16 protein-coding genes are annotated in these 20259 nt (G+C 69.3%); 8 read left to right on the top strand and 8 right to left on the bottom strand.

What is annotated here, in order from left to right; translation table 11 throughout:
• From ACSGC5_RS11240 to ACSGC5_RS11260, 5 genes are all read right to left on the bottom strand, one after another.
• Positions 1–987, bottom strand: a 987-nt coding sequence (locus tag ACSGC5_RS11240) for a zinc-binding metallopeptidase family protein (protein WP_434970711.1), incomplete at its 3' end; no start/stop codon positions are given.
• A 140-nt stretch (positions 988–1127) separates the two neighbouring features.
• On the bottom strand, positions 1128–2012 hold the full coding sequence (locus tag ACSGC5_RS11245) for a transglutaminase family protein (protein ID WP_434970712.1): 885 nt from the start codon (positions 2010–2012) through the stop codon (positions 1128–1130).
• 85 nt (positions 2013–2097) lie between these two features.
• Positions 2098–4614 carry a circularly permuted type 2 ATP-grasp protein gene (locus ACSGC5_RS11250; protein ID WP_434970713.1) on the bottom strand — a complete coding sequence of 839 codons (2517 nt, stop codon included), beginning with the start codon at positions 4612–4614 and terminating at the stop codon, positions 2098–2100.
• Positions 4611–7883, bottom strand: coding sequence for a DUF2126 domain-containing protein (locus tag ACSGC5_RS11255; RefSeq protein ID WP_434970714.1), 3273 nt, complete (start codon positions 7881–7883; stop codon positions 4611–4613). The genes ACSGC5_RS11250 and ACSGC5_RS11255 overlap by 4 nt, the downstream gene beginning before the upstream one ends.
• 72 nt (positions 7884–7955) lie before the next feature.
• On the bottom strand, positions 7956–8612 hold the full coding sequence (locus ACSGC5_RS11260; RefSeq protein WP_434970715.1) for an alpha/beta hydrolase: 657 nt from the start codon (positions 8610–8612) through the stop codon (positions 7956–7958).
• 22 nt (positions 8613–8634) lie between these two features.
• Between ACSGC5_RS11260 and ACSGC5_RS11265 the strand changes: the two genes are divergently transcribed.
• The 4 genes from ACSGC5_RS11265 to ACSGC5_RS11280 all read left to right on the top strand — a co-directional run bounded on the left by ACSGC5_RS11265 (position 8635) and on the right by ACSGC5_RS11280 (position 12009).
• Entirely contained in the window at positions 8635–9303 is a 669-nt protein-coding gene (locus tag ACSGC5_RS11265; protein ID WP_434970716.1) for an NUDIX hydrolase family protein, read from the top strand.
• Positions 9304–9315: 12 nt separating this feature from the next.
• Entirely contained in the window at positions 9316–10158 is an 843-nt protein-coding gene (locus tag ACSGC5_RS11270) for an AlbA family DNA-binding domain-containing protein (protein WP_434970717.1), read from the top strand.
• 70 nt (positions 10159–10228) lie between these two features.
• On the top strand, positions 10229–11485 hold the full coding sequence (locus tag ACSGC5_RS11275) for a DivIVA domain-containing protein (RefSeq protein ID WP_434970718.1): 1257 nt from the start codon (positions 10229–10231) through the stop codon (positions 11483–11485).
• Between the two features lie 32 nt (positions 11486–11517).
• A complete protein-coding gene (locus ACSGC5_RS11280; RefSeq protein ID WP_434970719.1) occupies positions 11518–12009 on the top strand; it encodes a bifunctional nuclease family protein in 492 nt (163 codons plus the stop codon).
• Here ACSGC5_RS11280 and ACSGC5_RS11285 read toward each other — a convergent pair.
• Positions 11963–13027 (bottom strand): LacI family DNA-binding transcriptional regulator, encoded by a 1065-nt coding sequence (locus ACSGC5_RS11285; protein WP_434970720.1) that lies wholly within the window; start codon positions 13025–13027, stop codon positions 11963–11965. The two genes, ACSGC5_RS11280 and ACSGC5_RS11285, sit on opposite strands and share 47 nt — an antisense overlap.
• A 91-nt stretch (positions 13028–13118) precedes the next feature.
• On the opposite strand from ACSGC5_RS11285, the gene ACSGC5_RS11290 reads away from it, so the two are divergent.
• The 4 genes from ACSGC5_RS11290 to ACSGC5_RS11305 are packed head-to-tail and all read left to right on the top strand — an operon-like array spanning position 13119 to position 17584.
• On the top strand, positions 13119–14306 hold the full coding sequence (locus ACSGC5_RS11290) for a Gfo/Idh/MocA family protein (RefSeq protein ID WP_434970808.1): 1188 nt from the start codon (positions 13119–13121) through the stop codon (positions 14304–14306).
• On the top strand, positions 14303–15010 hold the full coding sequence (locus ACSGC5_RS11295; protein WP_434970721.1) for a ThuA domain-containing protein: 708 nt from the start codon (positions 14303–14305) through the stop codon (positions 15008–15010). Before ACSGC5_RS11290 ends, ACSGC5_RS11295 begins: the two co-directional genes overlap by 4 nt.
• On the top strand, positions 14983–16065 hold the full coding sequence (locus tag ACSGC5_RS11300; RefSeq protein ID WP_434970722.1) for a Gfo/Idh/MocA family protein: 1083 nt from the start codon (positions 14983–14985) through the stop codon (positions 16063–16065). Before ACSGC5_RS11295 ends, ACSGC5_RS11300 begins: the two co-directional genes overlap by 28 nt.
• 4 nt (positions 16066–16069) lie before the next feature.
• Positions 16070–17584, top strand: coding sequence for an alpha-N-arabinofuranosidase (locus tag ACSGC5_RS11305; protein ID WP_434970723.1), 1515 nt, complete (start codon positions 16070–16072; stop codon positions 17582–17584).
• A 30-nt stretch (positions 17585–17614) separates the two neighbouring features.
• Here the strand turns inward: ACSGC5_RS11305 and ACSGC5_RS11310 are convergent, their stop codons facing one another.
• Together ACSGC5_RS11310 and ACSGC5_RS11315 are read right to left on the bottom strand one after the other, a co-directional pair.
• Positions 17615–18679: a threonine aldolase family protein gene (locus ACSGC5_RS11310; RefSeq protein ID WP_434970724.1), complete on the bottom strand. Its 1065-nt coding sequence runs from the start codon at positions 18677–18679 to the stop codon at positions 17615–17617.
• A 75-nt stretch (positions 18680–18754) separates the two neighbouring features.
• Positions 18755–20179: a DUF6421 family protein gene (locus ACSGC5_RS11315; protein WP_434970725.1), complete on the bottom strand. Its 1425-nt coding sequence runs from the start codon at positions 20177–20179 to the stop codon at positions 18755–18757.
• Between the last annotated feature and the right edge of the window lie 80 nt (positions 20180–20259).

Genomic DNA, 20259 nt, shown 5'->3' on the forward strand with positions numbered 1-20259 from the left:
CGGCTCTCCCGAGGCAGCCGCGAGTTCGGCGACGAACTCGAGCTTGTCGAGCACGGGCGTCGACAGCAAGAACGGGTAGAGGTCGTCGTTGCCCATCGACCGGTTCATCATGTTGAGCGCGGTCGACAGCGGCATCCATGTCCCGGTCACCCGCTCGCGGAATGATGCGGCCGTCGCGGGGCGGAGCAGGCCGAACTCCTCGGCGGTCTGGATGCTGTCGCTGATATGCAGGTAGTGCGCCCAAGTCTCGGCGAAGTCCTCCCAGGGATGCATCGTCGCGTACCGGGAGATGTAGTGCTCCTGCCAGTCCGCCGGGGCACCTTCCGCGTAATGCCGGTCGATCGCTGCCTGGTAGTCCTCGGTCTCGTCACCGAAGAGCTCCCGGGCGCGGGCGCGAGTGTCGTCATCCGTGATGAGGAACGACTCGTAGTAGTGGCCGATCTCGTGCCGGAAATGGCCGAGCATCGTGCGGTAGGGCTCGTCGAGCATCGCCCGCACCTTCTCACGGTGCGCATCCTCGGATTCGGCCAGATCGATCGTGATGATCCCGTCGGCGTGCCCGATCGTGACGGGTTCGGCGACGCTCGAGAGCAGATCGAACGCGACCCCGCGCGGGTCGGCGCTCCGGTCGAGGATCGGGATGCCGAGCTCGTCGAGTTCCGCGACGAGGTGACGTTTGGCGCGCTCGGCGGGGGCGTAGTTCGAGATTCCCTCGAGATCCGTGTCGTTGGGGCGGGTGCGGGTCAGGCCGCAGCTGAAGCACAGCCCGCCGGATTCGGCGGTGAGCCAGGTGCAGCCCGACAGCCCGAGGTTCGCGCAGACGTGCCAGACCGTGCCGTCGGCATCCGTGTAGGTGCGATCGCCGCGGTCGAGCGGCACGAGATCGTGCTCGGCGCGGGAGTAGCCGAGCGGTGTGTCACACGCGACGCAGACGGAGTTCTCGAAGAACAGGCGATTGCCGCAGACCCGGCAGGTGTAGGACCTCACGCGCCGAATCTTCGCACACGAACGCGTCATCTCCGGAGGGGTTGCGCTCGCCGCATCCCCGTTCGTTTGCCGCAACACGCCGTGGCTGCGCGGGAAGATCGTCGTTCGGGGCAATCGAAGCCCCTCGCCCTGGTCTGCCGTCAGGATGCCGGGGCCGGGGCGACATCGACCGAGACGCGCAGGGTCGAACGTTTGGCCGTCGTGAAGATGATGCCCTTGACGGGGGAAACATCGCCGTAGTCGCGCCCCCAGGCGACGGTCACGTACCGGTCGTTCGCCCACTGGTCGTTAGTCGGATCGATCGCGAGCCACTCGTCGGACCCGGGCAGCCAGACCGCGAGCCACGCGTGGGAGGCGTCCGCGCCGACGACGCGCTCCCGGCCGGGTGGGGGCTGGGTCGCGAGGTAGCCGCTGACGTAGCGCGCCGCAACACCGTGGCTGCGCAGACACGCGAGGGCCAGGTGCGCGAAGTCCTGACACACGCCCGCGCGCGTGCGCAGGACCTCGGCCACAGAGCTCGTGACCGTCGTCGCCGTCTTGTCGTAGTCGAAGTCGGCCTTGATGCGGTGCATGAGATCGGTCGCGGCCTCGCCGATGGGGCGTCCCGGTGCGAGGGACGCCGCGGCATACTCGTGAGCTGCCGCGACGTGTTCGGCCTTGGGTGAGGCGACGGCGAACTCCGCGGCCGCCCACGCCCCGGGCATCTCAGGGTGATGCAGCGGGCGGGACTGCTCCCACGGCAGAGCCAGGGCGGCGTCGTCGTAGTGCGGCGCATCGACCGTGACATCCGTGCGTGCATCCACCACCAAGCGCGTGTGGGGCGCCGTGACGTGGAAGTAGGTCACGACGTTGCCGAACGCGTCGAGCTCGTGGCTCACGTCGTTCGGTTCCGGGTCGATCGTCACCGCGTGCGACGCGATCTGCTGCCACGCGACGGGACGCGGCGCGACGTGGGCGAGGCCGAGGCTGTTGCGGACGTCGTCACTGTATTCGTAGACCGTCCGGTGGGACACGAGGTACTTCATCGGGCGGCCTTTGCGACAGGACCTTTCACGACAGTGGACATGACGGGACCCCGTCCCACGACACTGCCATTCACGACAGTGCCATTCATGACAGGGCCCCCGTGAGCTCCGTCAGCGAGAGCGACGCGTAGGTCTGCGGCGGTGGTCCTGCGGAGAAGTGCAGTGCCTCGATCGCGCGCGCGATCTCCCGAAGCTGGGCGTCGGCATCCTCGAGCGTGTCCTGGAGCACTGACCGGTGGTTGTCGACCGCCATAGCGAGGTCGGCGACCTGCACCTGGGCCAGCTGTGCCTCGAGCTGGTCGAGCAACCGCTCCGGGCGCGTCGATCCGGTCGACAACGGCTGCGCGGTGAGGTGTTCCCGGATGCGGGCGACGGCGAATCGGAGCGAGCGCGGGTTCTCGGCGTCGCGCACCAACAGGTCGATGACGCCGCTCGCATAGAGTGCGCCGCGGTACCGGCGCCGATGCGTGACGACGCTCTCGCTTGCGCGCAGCACGGCGTCGAGCACTTCCTGTTCCACGTCGCCCACGAGCCGGTCGACCATCGTCGCGCGCAGCAGGATGCCGACCTGTAGCGCCCTCTCGATCGCTCGGCCGGTCTCGATCATGTGCCAGCCGGCGTCGCGGATCATGTTCGCCGAGGTGCCCTGCAGCGCCAGAAGCGCCGTGAGCATCTGGCCCGCGGACTCGCCGATCCCGTGGGCGTGCGGCGTGATCCGCAGCGAGGAGCCCGCCCGGTCGGTTGCGGCGAAGACGCGCCACGTGTCGGAGGAGAGCTGATCGCGCACACCCTCGAGGGTCGTGCGCAGGCGGGAGAGGGAATGGGCGACAGAACCGGGGCGCGTGGCATCGAGCAGGACGGATCGGAACTCGTCGTCGAGGTCACGCCACCGCGTACCGCACAGGCGCTGCACGGCCCCGACGAGCACGCGCGTGCTCTGCGTCGCCGTCGGGCCCGGCGCGGACAGCTGATCGGCATCCGAGCGGATCGCGAGCACGAGACGCAGAAGATCCTCGGCCCGCTCCGCGTAGCGGCCCGACCAGAACAGATCGTCCAGGGCGCGGGGTGCGACTTCGGGCACCGACTGGACGACGGTGACCGCCGTGCCATCCGGCAGTCCCTGGTCGAGCTCGGCCGGATCCGACTTGAGAACCCAGACGTCTTTCGAGGCGGTCGGCAGTGTGCCATCGGCGACGGCAGTGGCAAGCCCCCCGATGAAGGGTCGGTACGTCGACTGGTGGTGGACCGTGAAGGTGCGCAGCACGATGGCTCGGGCATCCACATATCCCGGCGCCCGCCACGTCGGAGCTTGCGAAAGCGCGAGCACCTCCTGCACGGCGAACCGATGGGGAGTCGTGCGGATGCGGTCCACCAGGCTCGCCGGATCGGATGCCTCCAGCGGCGTCCGCGGCCCGTCGATCGTTCTGACCACGAGGCTCGGGTCGGCCTCGAGCAGCCGCGGCGTGACCTCGCCCAGGGCGTCAGGGTCCCCGCACCACCACGTCGGCGTGGAGGCGAGGCGAAGCTGCTCGCCCAGGAGCCGTTCGCACAGCGCGGGCAGGAACGGCAGGAGCGCGGGGTTTTCGAGGACGCCCGCTCCCAGGCCGTTCACGAGTCTCACGCTGCCACGGCGAACCGCCTCGGTGAGCCCCGCGACGCCCAGCTGCGAGTCGCCGCGCAACTCGAGCGGATCGCACCATTCGGCATCCACGCGGCGCAGGATGACATCGACGCGTTCGCGGGGCGTTGCCTCGGGCCAGCCCGCCGGTTTCATCCACACCTTCCCGTCGCGCACGACCAGGTCCGCGCCCTGAACGAGCGGGAACCCGAGCATGCCGGCGAGGAACGCTTGGTCGTAGGCGGTCTCGGAGAAAGCGCCGGGGCTGAGCACGACGACGCGCGCGTCGGCTCGGGCATCCGGCGCCGCGGCGACCAGCGCCTCGCGGAGCGCGTCGACGTAGGGCTCGACGCGGTGCAGCGTCGCGCCGTGGAACAGCTCCGGAAGGACCTGCGACACGATCCGCCGATTCTCCATCGCGTAGCCGAGCCCGGAGGGGGCCTGCACGCGGTCGGAGATGACCCGCCATTCGCCGTCGGCGCCTCTCCCGAGATCCGTCGCGCTCAGCAGCAGCGGATGCCGGTCCGTCGCGCCGGTCCGCGCCACGGCACGGACGTACCCCGCGTGCCCCAGCACCGTGGCCGCCGGCAGGATGCCCTCGCGCAGCATCCGTCGCTCGCCGTACAGGTCGACCAGGAGCGCGTTGAGCAGCTCGGCCCGCTGCGCGAGGCCCACGTCGAGCTTCGTCCACGTGGCGCCCTCGAGTACGAGGGGCAGCGGGTCGAGTCGCCACGGCTGCGGATCGGTGCCCGCGGGGTTGTAGGTCACGCCCTCGTCGGCCAGGAGCGTCGAGACCTCACGGTCCAGACGCGAGAGGTCACCGACGGTGAGGGAGAGTGCGCCCGGCGCGATAGCGCGCCAGGCGGGGCGCAGGGTGCCATCCGGTGCGATGACCTCGTCGAAGCGCGCCGACGATCCCCGGGGTGAAGCGAAGGGCAGCGTGGGTTGGGTGACCGAAGCGGCGTAGTCGCGCAGGACGCTCACGCCGGGGCGGTCCTGCGCAGGTCGAGGGTGTGCGGGTAGTCGCCGGATGCGGCGCGTCGCCCTCGCTCACGGAGGGCGCCGACGTCGACGTGCCCGGCAGTGTGACCGTGGGTCTCGAAGCGGCTGGCGCGCCGCGCTTCGGCTTCGAAGGCGTTCACCGGCGGGCGGTCGTACGCGCGTCCGCCCGGATGCACGACGTGGTAGGTCGCACCGCCGAGGCTCGCCTCGGCCCGGGTGTCGATGACCTCGAACGTCAGCGGCGAGTGCACCGCGATCGACGGATGCAGCGCTGACCACGGCTGCCACGCGCGGTAGCGCACGCCCGCGTAGTACTGGCCGAGCGTGCCGGTCGAAGTGAGAGGCACAGGTACACCATTGCACGTCACGAGGTGTCGGCGCTCGTCGATGCCGCGCACGGTGACCTGCATCCGCTCGACGGAGGAGTCCACGTAGCGCGCGGTACCGGAGCCGGTCGCCTCCTCGCCGAGCACGTGCCAGGGCTCGATCGCCTGCCGTAACTCGAGTTCGATGCGGGCGCCGGGGGCCGAGATACGCGCGACGCCGACGCGGGGGAAGCGGAACTCCGCGAACGCATCGAGCCAGGACTGTTCGAACGGGATGCCTGCGCGTCCCAGGTCGTCGATGACGCCTTCGATGTCGAGAAGGGTGCCCTGGGGCAGGAGGAACTCGTCGTGCAGGCGGGTCCCCCACCGGATGAGGGGTTCGTCGTACGGGGTCTCCCAGAACCAGGCGATCAGGCTGCGCACCAGGAGCGCCTGGACGAGGGCGAGCTCCGGATGCGGGGGCATCTCGAACCCTCGCAGCTCGAGCAGTCCGAGCCGTCCCCGGCTGGAATCCGGGCTGTAGAGCTTGTCGATACAGAACTCCGCCCGGTGGGTGTTGCCGGTCATGTCGGTCAGGAGGTGCCGCAATGCCCGATCGACCGTCCAGGGACGCGCCGTGCCGCCGGATGCCGCGGCCTCGGCATCCATTCGGCGCAGCTCGCGCAGGGCGACCTCCATCTCGTGCACGGCCTCGGGTCTGCCCTCGTCGAACCTCGGTGCTTGACTGGTCGGACCGATGAATCGTCCCGAGAACAGGTAGGACAGGCTGGGGTGGCGCTGCCAGTAGGTGATGAGGCTTGCGAGCAGATCCGGTCGGCGCAGCAGCGGCGAGTCGATCGGTTGGATGCCCCCGATCGTGATGTGGTTGCCGCCGCCGGTGCCGGTGTGCACGCCGTCGAGGTCGAACTTCTCGGTGGCCAGCCGACTCCGTCGAGCCAGGTCGTAGAGGGTCATCGTCAGTTCCCGCTGCTGTGCCCAGGACGACACGGGCTGCACGTTCACCTCGATGACGCCCGGGTCGGGGGTGACCACGAGCTGCTCGAGGCGCGTGTCAGGCGGCGGGGGGTAACCCTCGATGACCAGACGGATGCCGCGCGCTGCTGCTGCCTGTTCCAGGACATAGAGCAGGTCGGCATAGTCCTCGAGGTAGGCGACCGGCGGAAGGAAGACGTGGACGTGACCGTCGCGGGCCTCGAACGCGATCGCGGTGGTCGCGGTCGCCGCGACCCCCTGCAGTGAGACGTCCGGAACCGCCGGCTCGCGCAGGGGGCCCTCTTCCAGGTACGACGGCTCCGCCGTCGGCTCCGGCGGGGTCCACGACACCGAGTCCAGCGGCAGTCGCAGCCCGATGGGACTCGTCCCGGGGGTGAGAACGAGTCGACCGCGACGGAACGTCCACACCGGGCTCGTCCAGTGCCCGTCGGTCGTGAGCGGAAGCACCCAGCCGCGGGGCGAGGAGAGATCACGATCGAGCGCGGCGAGGTCGTGTTCGTCGAAGCCTTCGACATCGGTCGGTTCGCCGACGGGCTTTCGGACCTCGGCGGCCAGCGCGGCAAGCGGATCTTCGTAGGCCGGGAGGAGCCGGCTGTGCGGGATGCCGAGGGTCTGCGTGACTCGACGCGCGAGCGTCTCGGCATCCGCGTGCGCGTGAGGGTTCGGCTCGTCTGACCACGGGTCGGCGAACAGCGACGGATCGTGCCACAGCGGCACGCCATCCTTACGCCACTGCAGTGCGATGTTCCAGCGGGGAAGTGGCTCGCCCGGGTACCACTTGCCCTGGCCGCGATGCACGATGCCGCCACCGGCATACTTCTCGCGTAGCTTGTGTGCGAGGGCATCTGCGAGTTCGCGCTTGTGCTCGCCGTCGGCATCCGTGTTCCACTCCGGCGCCGTGGCGTCATCCATCGAGACGAACGTCGGTTCCCCGCCCATCGTGAGTCGCACGTCGCCGGCGGCGAGCCGCTGATCGACGGCCTCGCCGAGCGCGTCGATCCGCTGCCACTGGGCATCCGTGTAGGGGCGGGTCGTCCGTGGGTCTTCGTGGATGCGGCGCACGGTGTTGTGGAACGAGAACTCCACCTCGACGGCCTCGGTCGCACCCGAGATCGGCGCGGCGGAGGAGGGCTCCGGTGTCGCGCTGAGGGGGATGTGACCTTCGCCGGCGAACAAGCCGCTCGTGGCATCCAGCCCGATCCATCCCGCTCCGGGAATGTACACCTCGGCCCACGCGTGGAGGTCCGTGAAGTCCGCGGCGGGTCCGCTCGGGCCATCGAGGGATTCCTGGTCGGGCGCGAGCTGGATCAGATAGCCCGAGACGAAGCGCGCCGCGAGGCCGTACTGGCGTAGCAGGCTCACCAGCAGCCACGCGCTGTCGCGGCACGATCCGATGCCGGTGCGCAGCGTGTGGTTCGGGGTCTGCACTCCCGCTTCCATCCGCACGCTGTAGGCCACACGCCGTTGCACGGCCCGGTTCAGGTCCGCGAGGAAGGTCACCGTGGGTACGCCCGCGTGCGGCAGCGGAGGCAGGCTCTCGCGCCACTTCCGGGCACGGCCGCTGCCGGGCACCGGTCGCAGGTACGGCGCGAGATCGGATGCCAGGTCGGGGCGGTACTCGAAGGGGAACCGCTCGGCGTACTCCTCGACGAAGAAGTCGAGCGGGTTGATCACCATCATGTCGGCGACCAGGCCGACGGTGATCTCCAGCCGCTCGACCTTGTCGGGGAACACGAGGCGTGCGACCCAGTTACCGAAGGGGTCCTGCTGCCAGTTGACGAAGTGGTTCTTCGGCGTGACCTCGAGGGAGTACGCCTCGATCGGGGTGCGCGAGTGCGGAGCCGGTCTCAGCCGTACCAGGTGGGGGGCGACCGAGATGGGCCGGGCGAACTCATACGCAGTGCGGTGTTCGAGAGCCACCTTGATCGACATGGACCCCAGCGTGTCGGATAACTGTTGCGTGCGGGTTACGGTTTTCCGACCAGGAAGACCCCGCCGTGACCGTTAGAGCGTGGCCAGCTGTGCGTCGAGGAAGTCGCGCACGTCGGCGAGCTCTTGCTCCGAGACGCTATGGGTGAGCCCGGGATACACGCGACCCGACAGTGCGGCGTGGCTGGGAAGCCACTGCGCCGTGTGCTCCACGAGCGTGCGCGGGATGACGTCGTCGTGCGACCCGCGGCCCCAGAACACAGGCGGCTTGCGTTCGGCCATCGCCGCGTCGCCGTCGAGGTCGCCGGGTGCGACGTAGCCGCTGAGGTTGACGGCGAAGGAGAATCGCTGCGGCGCGAGGCGCATCGCCTGCATAGAGACGGCTGCGCCCTGCGAAAACCCCAGCAGTCCCACCGGTTCGTCCCCGGGCAGGCCGTCGATCCACTCGATCAGCCTGGTCGCGGCATCCGTGACCCGCGAGGGATCGCGGCTTTCGAGACCTTCGATCGGGTACCAGGAGTAGCCCGGCGACGGCCAGGGAGGCGTGAGGGGAGCGCGGAGCGCGGCGACCGTGAGATCGGCGGGCAGATAGGGTCGCAGGCCGAAGAGGTCGCGCTCATCGGATCCGTACCCGTGCAGCAGCACGAGCAGCGGCCGCCCGGACCGGTCGTCGGGGGCGGTGGACCAGAGCACGGCGTCGTCAGCGAGCGCCGGCGTGTCGATCTCGCTCATGGCCTCAGGGTATACAAGAGACATGCCGGTACGGACCCCAGACCCCGACCCCAACGAGCGCGACGACGACGAGACGTCCCGCGATCCGCTCGGCGGAGTCGGGAGTTCCTTCGGTCGCGCGGGTCGACCCGTCGGTGACGGGAGCTTCGGTTCCCCCGTCCCCGGCAGCGCATCCAATCCCGGGTGGCTGACCGACATCGAACTCGCCGAGGCGCGCCGGCGTCTGCCGATGCTCTACGTCGAGGCCCTCCCGGTGCGCACCGACGGCGTGGGACTGGTCACCGAGGTCGGCATCCTGCTGCGGGCCACGCCCCTCGGCGAGATCACGCGTTCTCTCGTCTCGGGTCGGGTGCGCTACGGCGAAACCGTGCGCGACGCGCTGTTCCGCCACCTCGAGAACGACCTCGGGCCGATGGCGTTCCCCCTCCTGCCGCCCCAGCCCGTGCCGTTCACGGTCGCCGAGTACTTCCCGATTCCCGGGGTGAGTCCGTTCTTCGATGACCGCCAGCACGCCGTGTCGCTGGCCTTCGTCGTGCCCGTCACCGGCACCTGCGAGCCGCGCCAGGACGCGCTCGAGGTCACATGGATGTCGCCGGAGGAGGCGGCGTCCGACTCGCTGGCCGCCGAGATGGAGGGCGGTCGCGGCACGCTCGTGCGCCTCGCGCTCGCGAGCGTCGGCGCGCTTCGCTGATCCGTTCCCGCCATGCCTGCCAACATCCAACTCGTCGAGTTCGCGGTCGGGCTCCCGATCGCGCTGCTGATCTCGTACCTCATCGCGCTCGCGATGCGACGCGTGTTCCGCTCTCGTCTCCCGTTGTCTCTGCCGGTCATGATCCTCACCTCGGTCGTGGGGACCGCGATCGGGCTCTTCATCGCGGGCTGGTTCATCTCCGGACTACGGCTGTGGATGCCGACGACCCTGCTGATCGCGTTCGGATCCAGCATCCTGGTGACCTTCCTGGTCTCGACACTGTTCGCGGGTCTGCGCCGCGACCCGGGCGAGGTCGATGTCGCAGCACTGTTGGCCGCGGGCGAATCCGACCGCGTCGAGCTGAAAGAGACAGCGCGGTGGAACGTCCGCGAAGACAAGAAGGACCCGCGGATGGAGCAGGTGGTGGCCAAGACGGTCGCCGCGTTCCTCAACAGCGGTGGCGGGACGCTGGTGGTGGGGGCCAACGACGCCGGTGAGGCGCTGGGGCTTGACCGGGATCTCGCGACGCTCCGCGTCGCGGATGTCGATCGCTTCGAGCTCTGGCTGCGAGACCTGCTTTCGACGCTTCTCGGCCGGAATGCCGCCGCGTTGCCGATCGTCCGGTTCCCTGCCGCTCCCAACGGCAAGGTCGTCTGCGTGATCGTGTGTCCGCCGTCACCACGGCCGGTGTTCATGACGCATGCGAAGGACGGGTCATCGACCGAGTTGTGGGTTCGGGTGGGCAACTCCACCCGTTCCTTCGCCGTTGACGAGGCTGTCGAGTACGTTTCCCGCCACTGGGGTGGCCGGCGCACCTGGCAACGCTCGGCGGATCCCAAGCATCCGGCTACCTGATCGTCATCTGGGAGAGGTAGCGTGTGATCGCTCGGGGGAGTTTGCGACTATGCACGTCCCGGAGGAACGGATGCCAGAGAACGCCTCAGCCCCCCGCACGGAGGCCCCGCCGGCCTCGCCGTTCGATGAGCTGATGAGTGCGGCCGCGGTCGCCGAGGCGGTGCCGGCACGCGGCGTGGCATTCGCGACGGCGTTTCGCGGGTACGACCGTGACGACGTGGATGCTGCAGTCGCGCGCCTGAGTGCCGACCTCGCCGCCGAGTCCCACCGCGCGAACGAGAGCGCCGCGCGCGCCGACGCGGCCCACGAGCGGCTCGCGCGTGTCGAGGGCGAGCTCACCGCTGTGCGTGCACAGCTCGCTGAGGCCGAGAGTCGGATCGCCGTGCTGACCGAGGAGCTCGCGGACGGGACTGCCGCATCGCCGAACCGGCGCCACTTCGAAGAGGTGCTGCGTGTGGCGGAAGAGCAGTCGAGCACCATCATCCACAACGCCACCGTGCAAGCCGACAAGCTCTTGCAGGCAGCAAGCGCCGAGGGGGACCACCGGCGCGCCGAAGCCGAGGCCGAGGCCGCGCAGATCATCGCGCGGGCAGGCAGCGACGCCGAGCAGATCCGCCTCCGGATGCAGACGGAGTTGACCGCCCATACCGCTCGCCTCGAGCGGGAGGCCGCGGCATCGGCCGACGCCGTCGTGCAGGCCGAGCAGGAGGCCGCCGCGATCCGCACCGAGGCCGAGAAGGCAGCCGCGACCACCCGTGCCATCGTCGCGCGGGAGACGGAGCAGTCCCGAGCCGCTGCGGAGGAGGCGGTGCGCGAGCTGCGGATGCGTGCGGCGGAGTTCGAGGAGTCGCTCACCCGCCGTCAGGATGATGCGCAGCAGGAGTTCCTGGTGCTGCACAACCAGGCTGTCGCGCACGCGGAGCGCATCACGACGGATGCGAACGCGCAGGTCGCGGCCGCGCTCGAGCACGCACAGCGGATCACCGCGAAGGCCGACGACTTCGACAGGCTCATGCGGTCGCAGGCGCAGCAGATCGAGGCTGATGCGAGGATGCGCGCCGCCGAGCACCTCGACCGCGCTCGTGAGAAGGCGCAGCGCATCATCGATGCGGTCTCGACGCACGCGGACACGGTGCTGCGCGACGCGGAGGATCGCACGCGGCAGCTGCGCTGGCAGCAACACCAGCTGACGAGCTTCATGGCGGAGGTCCGGGAGATGATTCGGCCCGAGGGCGCGGTGGCGACGATCGAGGTATCCGACGCAGACTCCGCGACAGAGGATGCCGAAAGCGTCCCCGCCGAGGACGGTGGCCCCGAGCGCGCGTAATGTGGGCCACAGACCCGCGAGGGAGGCTCGGCATGGTTCAGGTACGCGTCGCCGGGGTGGCGATGGACTCGTTGGGGCAGCATGTCATCCTGCTCAAGCCCGTCGGGGAGGCTCCATCGAGCGGATCGGTCGTGCCGATCTGGATCGGGGCGCAGGAGGCGACATCGATACTCGTTGCCGTGGAGAACGCGGTGACTCCCAGGCCGCTGGCACATGACCTCATGAAGTCTTTGCTCGAGAGTCTTGACGCACAGGTGACGCGAGTCGAGGTGACCCGTATCGAGGACGGCACGTTCTACGCCGAAGTGACCGTCGTGCGGGCCGATGCGGTCCACGTCATCGATGCGCGACCCTCCGATGCGATTGCGCTCGCGTCACGGGTGGGTGCGGCCATGTGGGTCGCTGACGCCGTTGTCGCGGAGGCGGGAATGCCCGACATGATCGACACGGACGATGAGGAGGCCTCGGTCGACGAGTTCAAGCGCTTCCTCGACGAGGTCGATCCCGAGGATTTCCGCGGCTGACCCCGTTCTCGGGGGCGGGCGTTGCCCCGGTCGAACCGCGCACGACGAGGGTCGTGGGAAGCTCGATGATGCGGCGGGCCGGGTTCGCTCCGTGGGCGATCGCGGCGAGTTCATCGATCGCCGCGCCGGCCATTTCACGGATCGGCTGACGGATCGTCGTCAGTGCGGGGTGTACCCACCTCGCCGCCCGGACGTCGTCAAAACCGACCACCAGAATGTCGCGTCCCACGCGAAGCCCCAGGTCGGCGGCGGCGCGGTAGACGCCGATCGCCATCTCGTCTGACAGGGCGAAGACGCCGATCGGCGCCGTGTCGGAGGCTCCCGCCAGCGCGGGCAGACTCACGAGCCGTGCGGTCGGGGCAGTCCAGTCGGCGCGCACCCGGTCGACGGCGGCATCCGGATGCCGCGCGCGCACGGCTTTTTCGAACCCCTCCACGCGGCCGCGTCCGAAACGGTAGGAGGGTGCGGCGTCGACGATGAGGAACCGCTCGGCGCCCGCGTCCATGAGGTGCTCGGCGGCGGCGGCGCCGCCGGCGACGTCTGTCGTGCGCACGCTCGTGAGCGGGACGTCGGCATCGGCGCGAGGATCCATCAGCACGATGGGGATCCCGGCGTTGTGCAGCATCGCGATCTGTGCGGCCGTCGGCAGGATCAGTCCCAGGACGACTCCCGCCGAGCCCCGTGCCCGAATCCGTGTCGGCCAGTCATCGTCGGGAGTGTCGCTCTCGGCGGTGAGGACGAGATCGAAGCGGTGTCGCGCGGCGGCAAGGTGCGCGCCCGCCGTGACTTCATCGGCGTACGGGTCGTGGAAGCGCCCGAGCACGAGGTCGAACAGGCGCGAGGTCCCCGAGCGGGGGCGACCACGTCGCACCCCGGTGGCCGAGTACCCGTGTCGCTGAGCGGCGGCGAGGACGCGAGCACGGGTCTCCGGGGCCATCTCGCCGCGTCCGCGTAGCGCACGCGACGCGGTCGAGACACTCACACCGCTCTCCGCGGCGATCTGAGCGAGGGAGGTCACGACGTCGAGTTTTGCGCAAAAACTGATGGGCCCGCCAGTCGGGGTGGCATCCTGGTGCGCGGATCGCAAGAGAAAGGCGATGTCGATGGTGATGTCCAGTCGCCCCGCGCTGCGGGTGGCCCTCATCGGGACCGGGTTCATGGGCAGGATGCACGCCCACGCGTGGCGCACTGCCCACCGCTTCTTCCGCCTGGACGTCGCTCCGCAGATCGCCGTCGTCGTGGGGCGGGATGCCGAGCGCACCGACGCGGCAGCGCAGGAGTTCGGGGCCGGTGCCGCGGCCACGGACTGGCGAGAGGTCGTGCAGCGCCCCGACATCGATGTGATCGACATCTGTACCCCGGGGGACACACATGCCGAGATCACTCTGGCATCGCTGGCCGCGGGAAAGCACGTGCTGTGCGAGAAGCCGCTGGCCAACAGTGTCGCGGAGGCCGAGCGCATGGTGGCTGCGGCGCAGGCCGCCCCCGAACTGGTCGCGATGTGCGGGTTCAGCTACCGCCGCACTCCTGCCCTCTCGCTCGCGCGCGAGATGATCGCGGACGGACGCCTGGGCGAGATCCGGCATGTCCGGGCCCAGTATCTGCAGGACTGGCTGAGCGATCCGGACGCGCCGTTCACGTGGCGGCTCGACAAGACGCGCGCGGGCTCCGGCACGCTCGGCGACATCGGCGCGCACAGCATCGACACGGCGCAGTGGCTCACCGGTGACCTCATCACGACGGTCTCGGCCGTCTTGCGCACGTTCGTCGCGGATCGGCCCGACTCCGAGGGGCGCGGTGTGGGCCTGGGCGGCAGTGCGGTCCACGGTGCCCCGCGTCGCGAGGTCACGGTCGACGACGCCGCCGCGTTCACCGCGACTTTTGCCGGAGGAGCGCTGGGGGTGTTCGACGCCACGCGCATGGCCACCGGCCGACGCAACGCCAACCGCGTCGAGATCAACGGGACGCGTGGATCGATCGCCTTCGACTTCGAGCGCATGAACGAGGTGGAGTTCTACGACGCCACCGATCCCGCAGGCGCACAGGGGTTCCGCCGCATCCAGGTGACGGAGCCGGAGCATCCCTACGCGGGTGCCTGGTGGCCCGCGGGCCACGGACTGGGGTACGAGCACGGCTTCACGCATCAGATCGTCGATTTCGTCCGGGCGATCAGCGAGGGCGCGCCGGTCTCGCCCTCGTTCGCGGAGGCGGCGCAGGTCCAGCGGGTCCTCGAGGCCGTCGGCGACAGCGCCGCACACGACAGCGTGTCGACCCCGGTGAAAGGAACCGAGTCATGAGAACCAGGCAGGCTCTGGTGGTGCGCGGCGGGTGGGACGGGCACCATCCGATCGAGGCCACCGATCTGTTCGTCCCGTTCCTGGAGGCGAGCGGATTCACAGTGAGGATCGAAGGGTCCAACGAGATCTACGCCGACGACGCCGTCATGGCCGACACCGATCTGGTCGTGCAGTGCGTCACGATGTCGGAGATCTCGAGCGAGGCCTTCGCCGGGCTGCAGGCGGCGGTGCGCGCCGGGACGGGGTTGGCCGGCTGGCACGGGGGAATCGCCGATTCCTATCGCAACAACTCGGACTACCTGCAGCTGATCGGCGGGCAGTTCGCGACGCATCCGTCCAAGAGTCCCGATCGCTGCAGCGGAGATCAGAGTGATAACTACCTGCCCCACACGATCGAGATGACCGAGCTGGGGCGCACACACGAGATCACGGCGGGCATCGGCGACGTCGAGCTGACCACCGAGCAGTACTGGGTTCTCCACGACGACCTCAACGATGTGCTGGCGACGACGACCCACCCGACCCAGCCCTACCACCCGTGGCATCGCCCGATCACCTCGCCGGCGATCTGGACCCGGCTGTGGGGACAAGGGCGCATCTTCGTCGCCACGCCCGGTCACAGTCTCGACGTGCTCGAGAACCCCGCCGTACGCACCATCATCGAGAGGGGGATGCTGTGGGCAGCACGCACGGCGTCGGAGTAGTCGGACTCGGCGTCATCTTCGGGCAGTACCGGGAGACCCTCCGGGATCAGAAGGACGTCACGATCGTCGCGGTGGCCGATCTCGACCACGCGCGTGCCGAGGCGGTCGCTGCCACGCTTCCCGGATGCCGCGCCCTCAGTGTCTCCGAGCTGACGGCAGACCCGGCGGTCGACACCGTGCTGAACCTCACGATCCCCGCGGCGCACGCCGAGATCGCGCTCGCTGCGCTCGAGCGCGGCAAGAACGTCTTCGGCGAGAAACCCCTCGCGGCAACGCTCCCCGCGGCCGAGGCGGTCATGGCGGCGCGCGGACAGTCGTGGGTCGGAGGCGCGCCCGACACGGTGCTCGGCACCGGCGTCCAGACCGCCCGCGCCGTCGTGGACTCCGGCCGCATCGGTCGGCCGCGTGCCGCAGTAGCCACCTGGGTGTCCCCTGGGCACGAATCGTGGCATCCGAACCCGGACTTCTACTACCGCGAAGGCGGCGGCCCCCTGATGGATATGGGACCGTACTACCTCACGGCCCTCGTCCACCTGCTCGGTCCCGTCACGGGCGTCAGCGGTGCCGCGTCGCGCAGTCGCGACACGCGGACGATCGCGTCGGGTCCGCGGGCCGGTGAGCACATCCCGGTCGAGGTCGACACCTACGTGACGGGCATCCTGCACCACGCGGGCGGTGCCATCTCGACCGTCGTGTTCAGCTTCGACAGCGTCGCCACCCATGCCTCCCCCATCGAGGTGCACGGCGACACCGGCTCTCTCGAGGTCCCCGACCCGAACATGTTCGACGGCGACGTCCTGATCCGCGCGCTCGGATCGACCGAGTGGGAGCGCGTTCCCCCGTCGGCCGGCTACGTCGACGCCGGGCGCGGGATCGGCCTCGTCGATCACGTGCGCACCGGTGCCGGTCGCGCAAGCGGAGCACTCGCTCTGCACGTCCTCGAGATCATGACCGCCCTGTTGCGCTCGGCCCACGAGAACACCCACGTCGCCCTCACGACGACAGTGCAGCGTCCGAGCCTCGTCCCCCTGACACCCGCATCCGACTGGAGATGATCCCATGACCGCAACCGCACGCGCCGTCGTCGACCTCGACGTGACCGGACCCGTCATCAGCCGCCACCTCTACGGGCACTTCGCCGAGCACCTCGGCCGCTGCATCTACGACGGCTTCTGGGTCGGAGAGGACTCGCCGATCCCCCACGAGCGCGGCATCCGTCTCGACATCGTCGAGGCCCTCCGCGCCGTGAACATCCCGAACCTGCGGTGGCCGGGCGGATGCTTCGCCGACGAGTACCACTGGCGAGACGGCATCGGCCCCCGCGACCAGCGCCCGCGCATGGCCAACACCCACTGGGGCGACGTGATCGAGAACAACCACTTCGGCACGCACGAATTCATGGATCTCTGCGAGATGCTCGGAGCCGAGCCCTATGTCAACGGCAACCTCGGCAGCGGGACCGTTCAGGAGATGGCGGACTGGGTCGAATACCTCACCCGCGACGACGACAGCCCGATGGCGAGGCTTCGCCGGGAGAACGGACGGGATGAGCCGTGGCGCGTTCCATTCTGGGGTCTCGGAAACGAGGCATGGGGGTGTGGCGGCAACATGTCGCCCGAACACTACGCCCAGGAGGCGCGACGGTACGCGACCTTCTGCCGCAACCACGGGGGCAACCAGCTGACCCGGATCGCCGCCGGCGCCAACGAGGGAGACCTGCGCTGGACGCGCGCGCTCATGGAAGCCGTGAACTGTCTCGGGTGCACGAAGGACGACAACCCGGTCTACCAGGCCATCTCGTTCCACTACTACACGCACTCCGGAACGGGCATCAACACCGAGGATGCGACCGGCTTCACCGACGAGCAGTACTACCGCACGCTGGCGTACGCGGCCGACATCGAACGGATCCTGAAGGCCCACATCGCGGTCATGGATGCCTACGACCCGCGCGGGCGCATCGATCTCGTCTGCGACGAGTGGGGAACCTGGTGGAACGTGGAGGAGGGCACCAACCCGGGCTTCCTGTTCCAGCAGAACACGGTGCGCGATGCCCTGGTGGCCGGCCTCCACTTCGACATCTTCCACCGCCACGCTCGCCGGCTCACGATGGCGAACATCGCGCAGACCGTGAATGTGCTGCAGGCGATGGTGCTCACCGACGGGGAGAGTCTCGTGCTCACGCCGACGTACCATGTCTTCGAGATGAACAAGGGGCACCAGGATGCGTTGCAGCTGGCGGCCCACATCCTCGAGGCACCGTCCGAGAGCGTCGGCGGAGAGGACCTGCCGTTGCTGTCGTTCTCGGCATCGACCACGGGCCAGCGGGCGCTCGTCTCCCTCACGCACCTCTCGGCCCACGATGATCTCGATGTCACCATCGATCTGCGCGGTCGCGCCGCGACGGTCGCCGGTGCGCGCGTGCTCAGCGGCGAAAGCGCCTCGGCGTTCAACGACCCGACGTCGCCCGATCGCGTGGCGCCGGTGGCGCTGGACGCGCAGATCGTCGACGGAGTGCTGTCGGTGTGCCTTCCCGCTCACTCCTTCGCGACGGTCGAGCTCGACCTCGTCTGAGCTCGACCTCGCCTGAGCTCGAGCTCGAGCTCAGGCCTGTGTCGCGCGGGTGACCGCGTCGATGAGCGCGTCGATGTCGGCTTCCGTCGTATCGAAGCTGCACACCCACCGGACCTCGCCGATCGAGGCGTCCCAGTCATAGAACCGGAAGCTCTCGCGTACCTTGTCGGCGACCCCGGGCGGGAGAGTCGCAAAGATCCCGTTGGCCTGCGTCTGCTGGCTGAACCCCACACCGCGGATGCGGCCCTCGGCGATCACGGCCTCCAGTCCCTGCCGCAGACGAGCCGCCATGGCGTTGGCGTGGCGGGCGTTGCGCAGGTACAGATCCCCCTCGTAGAGGGCGACGAGCTGCGCGGAGACGAATCGCATCTTGGAGGCCAGTTGCATGTTGACCTTGCGCAGGTAGTGCAATCCGACCGATGCCGAGTCCTCGAGCACGACGATCGCTTCGGCGGCGAGCGCGCCGTTCTTGGTTCCCCCGACGCTCACGACATCCACGCCGACATCCGTCGTGAACGCGTGTAGGGGCAGGTCCAGGGCTGCGGCGGCGTTCGAGATGCGGGCGCCGTCCATGTAGAGCAGCATCCCGCGCTCGTGGACGTGGTCGGCGATCGCGCGGATCTCGGCTGGCGTGTAGAGGGTGCCGAGTTCGGTCGACTGCGTGATGGCCACGACCAGGGGCTGCGCGCGGTGCTCGTCGCCCCAGCCCCACGCTTCCGTGTCGATCAGGTCGGGGGTCAGCTTGCCGTCCGGGGTCGCCACTGTCAGGAGCTTGATGCCGCCGACCTTCTCGGGCGCGCCGCCTTCATCGCTGTTGACGTGGGCCGTGGATGCGGCGATCACCGCTCCCCATCGAGGCAGCATCGACTGCAGCGCCGTCACGTTCGCGCCCGTGCCGTTGAAGACCGGGAAGACCTCTACGGGCTTTCCGAAGTGGCCGGCGAACACCTCGCGGAGCCGACCGGTGACGGTGTCGGCGCCGTACGCCGGTTCGTGACCGACATTCGCCGCGGCGATCGCCGCGAGGACGTCGGGGTGGATGCCGGAGTAGTTGTCGGATGCGAATCCGCGGGCGCGATCGGGAGAGCTGCTCACCGTCTCAGCCTACGGTTCGCCGGTGTGCCGGGCCGCGCCGGGAGAGCCCCGCGCCGGCGGGGTGGGAGCGCGCTCTCATGCGTCGGAGGCGCGGATGCCGGTGGTCGAGGCGATGATCGGGCGCATCTTCTTCTCGAGGGCTTCGTAGAACATCGAGAGGGGGAACTCGTCGTCCAGTACCGCATCCGTGTAGCCCGACAGCGGACCGGCCAGCACCTCGTCCGGCAGACCCCGGTTCCACCGCGAGGCCGGATGCGGTTCGAGCGTCTCGCGCACGAGGTCGTACGCGGCCAGCCAGTGCACGGGCTTGGGCCTGTCGATCGAGGCCCAGTACAGCTCGTCGATGCGGTCGGCCAGCGCGACGACGGCGGCGGGGACGTCGTCCCAATCGACCGCGAGCGCCGTATCCGTCCAATGGAGGACGCCGCGCCGGTGCAACCACGCGAACAGCAGCTGGCCACCCAGACCGTCGTAGTTGCGCACCCGGGACCCGGTGATCGCGAACCGGAAGATCCGATCGAACACGACGGCATACTGCACGAGCTTCGCGTGCTGGAGCGTCTCCTCATCGAGGACGCTCAGCGATTCTCCGGCCTCCCGACGGCGTCGCAGCTGCTCGTGGATCCGAACGCTCTCACGGAACGCCGTCAGGTCGCACCGCAACTCCTCGAGGGAGTAGAGGAAGTACGGCATCCGCTGCTTGATCATGAAGGGGTCGAACGGCAGGTCCCCTCGCATGTGGGTGCGATCGTGGATGAGGTCCCACATGACGAAGGTCCGCTCGGCGAGAGTCAGGTCATCGATCATCCGGGCGGCCTCAGGGGGCAGCTCGAGCTTCGTGATCTCGGCAGCTGCCCGCACGACGCGACGGTACCGGGCGGCCTCTCGGTCCTGGAAGATCGCTCCCCACGTGAGGGTGGGGACCTCTCGCATCGCGACGGTCTCGGGAAACAGGACAGCTGAGTTCGTGTCGTAGCCGGACGTGAAGTCGATCAGGCGGAGCGAAACGAACAGGGGGTTGCCGAAATCGCCTGCCTCGAGCTCCGCCACGAAGTCGGGCCAGATCACCTCGGCCAGCACGGCCTCGACGTGACGCCGGTTCGATCCGTTCTGCGTGTACATCGGGAAGACCACCAGATGACGGATGCCGTCCACGCGATGCTGCTGCGGCTGGAACTGCACCAGCGAATCGAGGAAGTCGGGCACGCCGAAGCCCTCGTCGCTCCAGCGGCGGAAGTCGCCCGGCAGCGCCTCGAGGTACGCGGCATCGTGCGGGAACGCCGGCGCGAGCTCCTCGATCGCGTCCACGATCGCCGCGACGTGCGCCCGGGCGGTCTCATGATGCGCGGCATCCGGGATGGAGCCATCTGCCGCCTGCAACGGATGCAGCGCCTCAGCGGCCGCCTTCAGCGACCGCCAGGCGGGTGTGGTCTCGGCTGACGCGGCGGTCGAGGTGGCCGCGGTGGGGGCGAGGGGTGCGGGGGACGACAGGGTAGACATGAGGCCTCCGAACGTGTACTGGTTCGAAAGTCTAGATATTCTCCGGGCCGCTCGCTGTTTGGTAGGAATTTTTCCGGCCA

Origin of the sequence: Microbacterium sp. bgisy207 (genome assembly GCF_965345035.1) — a bacterium.
Lineage (GTDB): Bacteria > Actinomycetota > Actinomycetes > Actinomycetales > Microbacteriaceae > Microbacterium.

What these genes read in the sequence shown, in the direction of transcription:
- ACSGC5_RS11265 (WP_434970716.1), top strand. Translation starts at nt 8,635, where the DNA reads ATGCCGGTACGGACCCCAGACCCCGACCCCAACGAGCGCGACGACGAC.
- ACSGC5_RS11260 (WP_434970715.1), bottom strand. Translation starts at nt 8,612, where the DNA reads ATGAGCGAGATCGACACGCCGGCGCTCGCTGACGACGCCGTGCTCTGG.
- ACSGC5_RS11270 (WP_434970717.1), top strand. Translation starts at nt 9,316, where the DNA reads ATGCCTGCCAACATCCAACTCGTCGAGTTCGCGGTCGGGCTCCCGATC.
- ACSGC5_RS11290 (WP_434970808.1), top strand. Translation starts at nt 13,119, where the DNA reads ATGTCCAGTCGCCCCGCGCTGCGGGTGGCCCTCATCGGGACCGGGTTC.
- ACSGC5_RS11305 (WP_434970723.1), top strand. Translation starts at nt 16,070, where the DNA reads ATGACCGCAACCGCACGCGCCGTCGTCGACCTCGACGTGACCGGACCC.
- ACSGC5_RS11280 (WP_434970719.1), top strand. Translation starts at nt 11,518, where the DNA reads ATGGTTCAGGTACGCGTCGCCGGGGTGGCGATGGACTCGTTGGGGCAG.
- ACSGC5_RS11275 (WP_434970718.1), top strand. Translation starts at nt 10,229, where the DNA reads ATGCCAGAGAACGCCTCAGCCCCCCGCACGGAGGCCCCGCCGGCCTCG.
- ACSGC5_RS11315 (WP_434970725.1), bottom strand. Translation starts at nt 20,179, where the DNA reads ATGTCTACCCTGTCGTCCCCCGCACCCCTCGCCCCCACCGCGGCCACC.
- ACSGC5_RS11295 (WP_434970721.1), top strand. Translation starts at nt 14,303, where the DNA reads ATGAGAACCAGGCAGGCTCTGGTGGTGCGCGGCGGGTGGGACGGGCAC.
- ACSGC5_RS11255 (WP_434970714.1), bottom strand. Translation starts at nt 7,883, where the DNA reads ATGTCGATCAAGGTGGCTCTCGAACACCGCACTGCGTATGAGTTCGCC.
- ACSGC5_RS11245 (WP_434970712.1), bottom strand. Translation starts at nt 2,012, where the DNA reads ATGAAGTACCTCGTGTCCCACCGGACGGTCTACGAATACAGTGACGAC.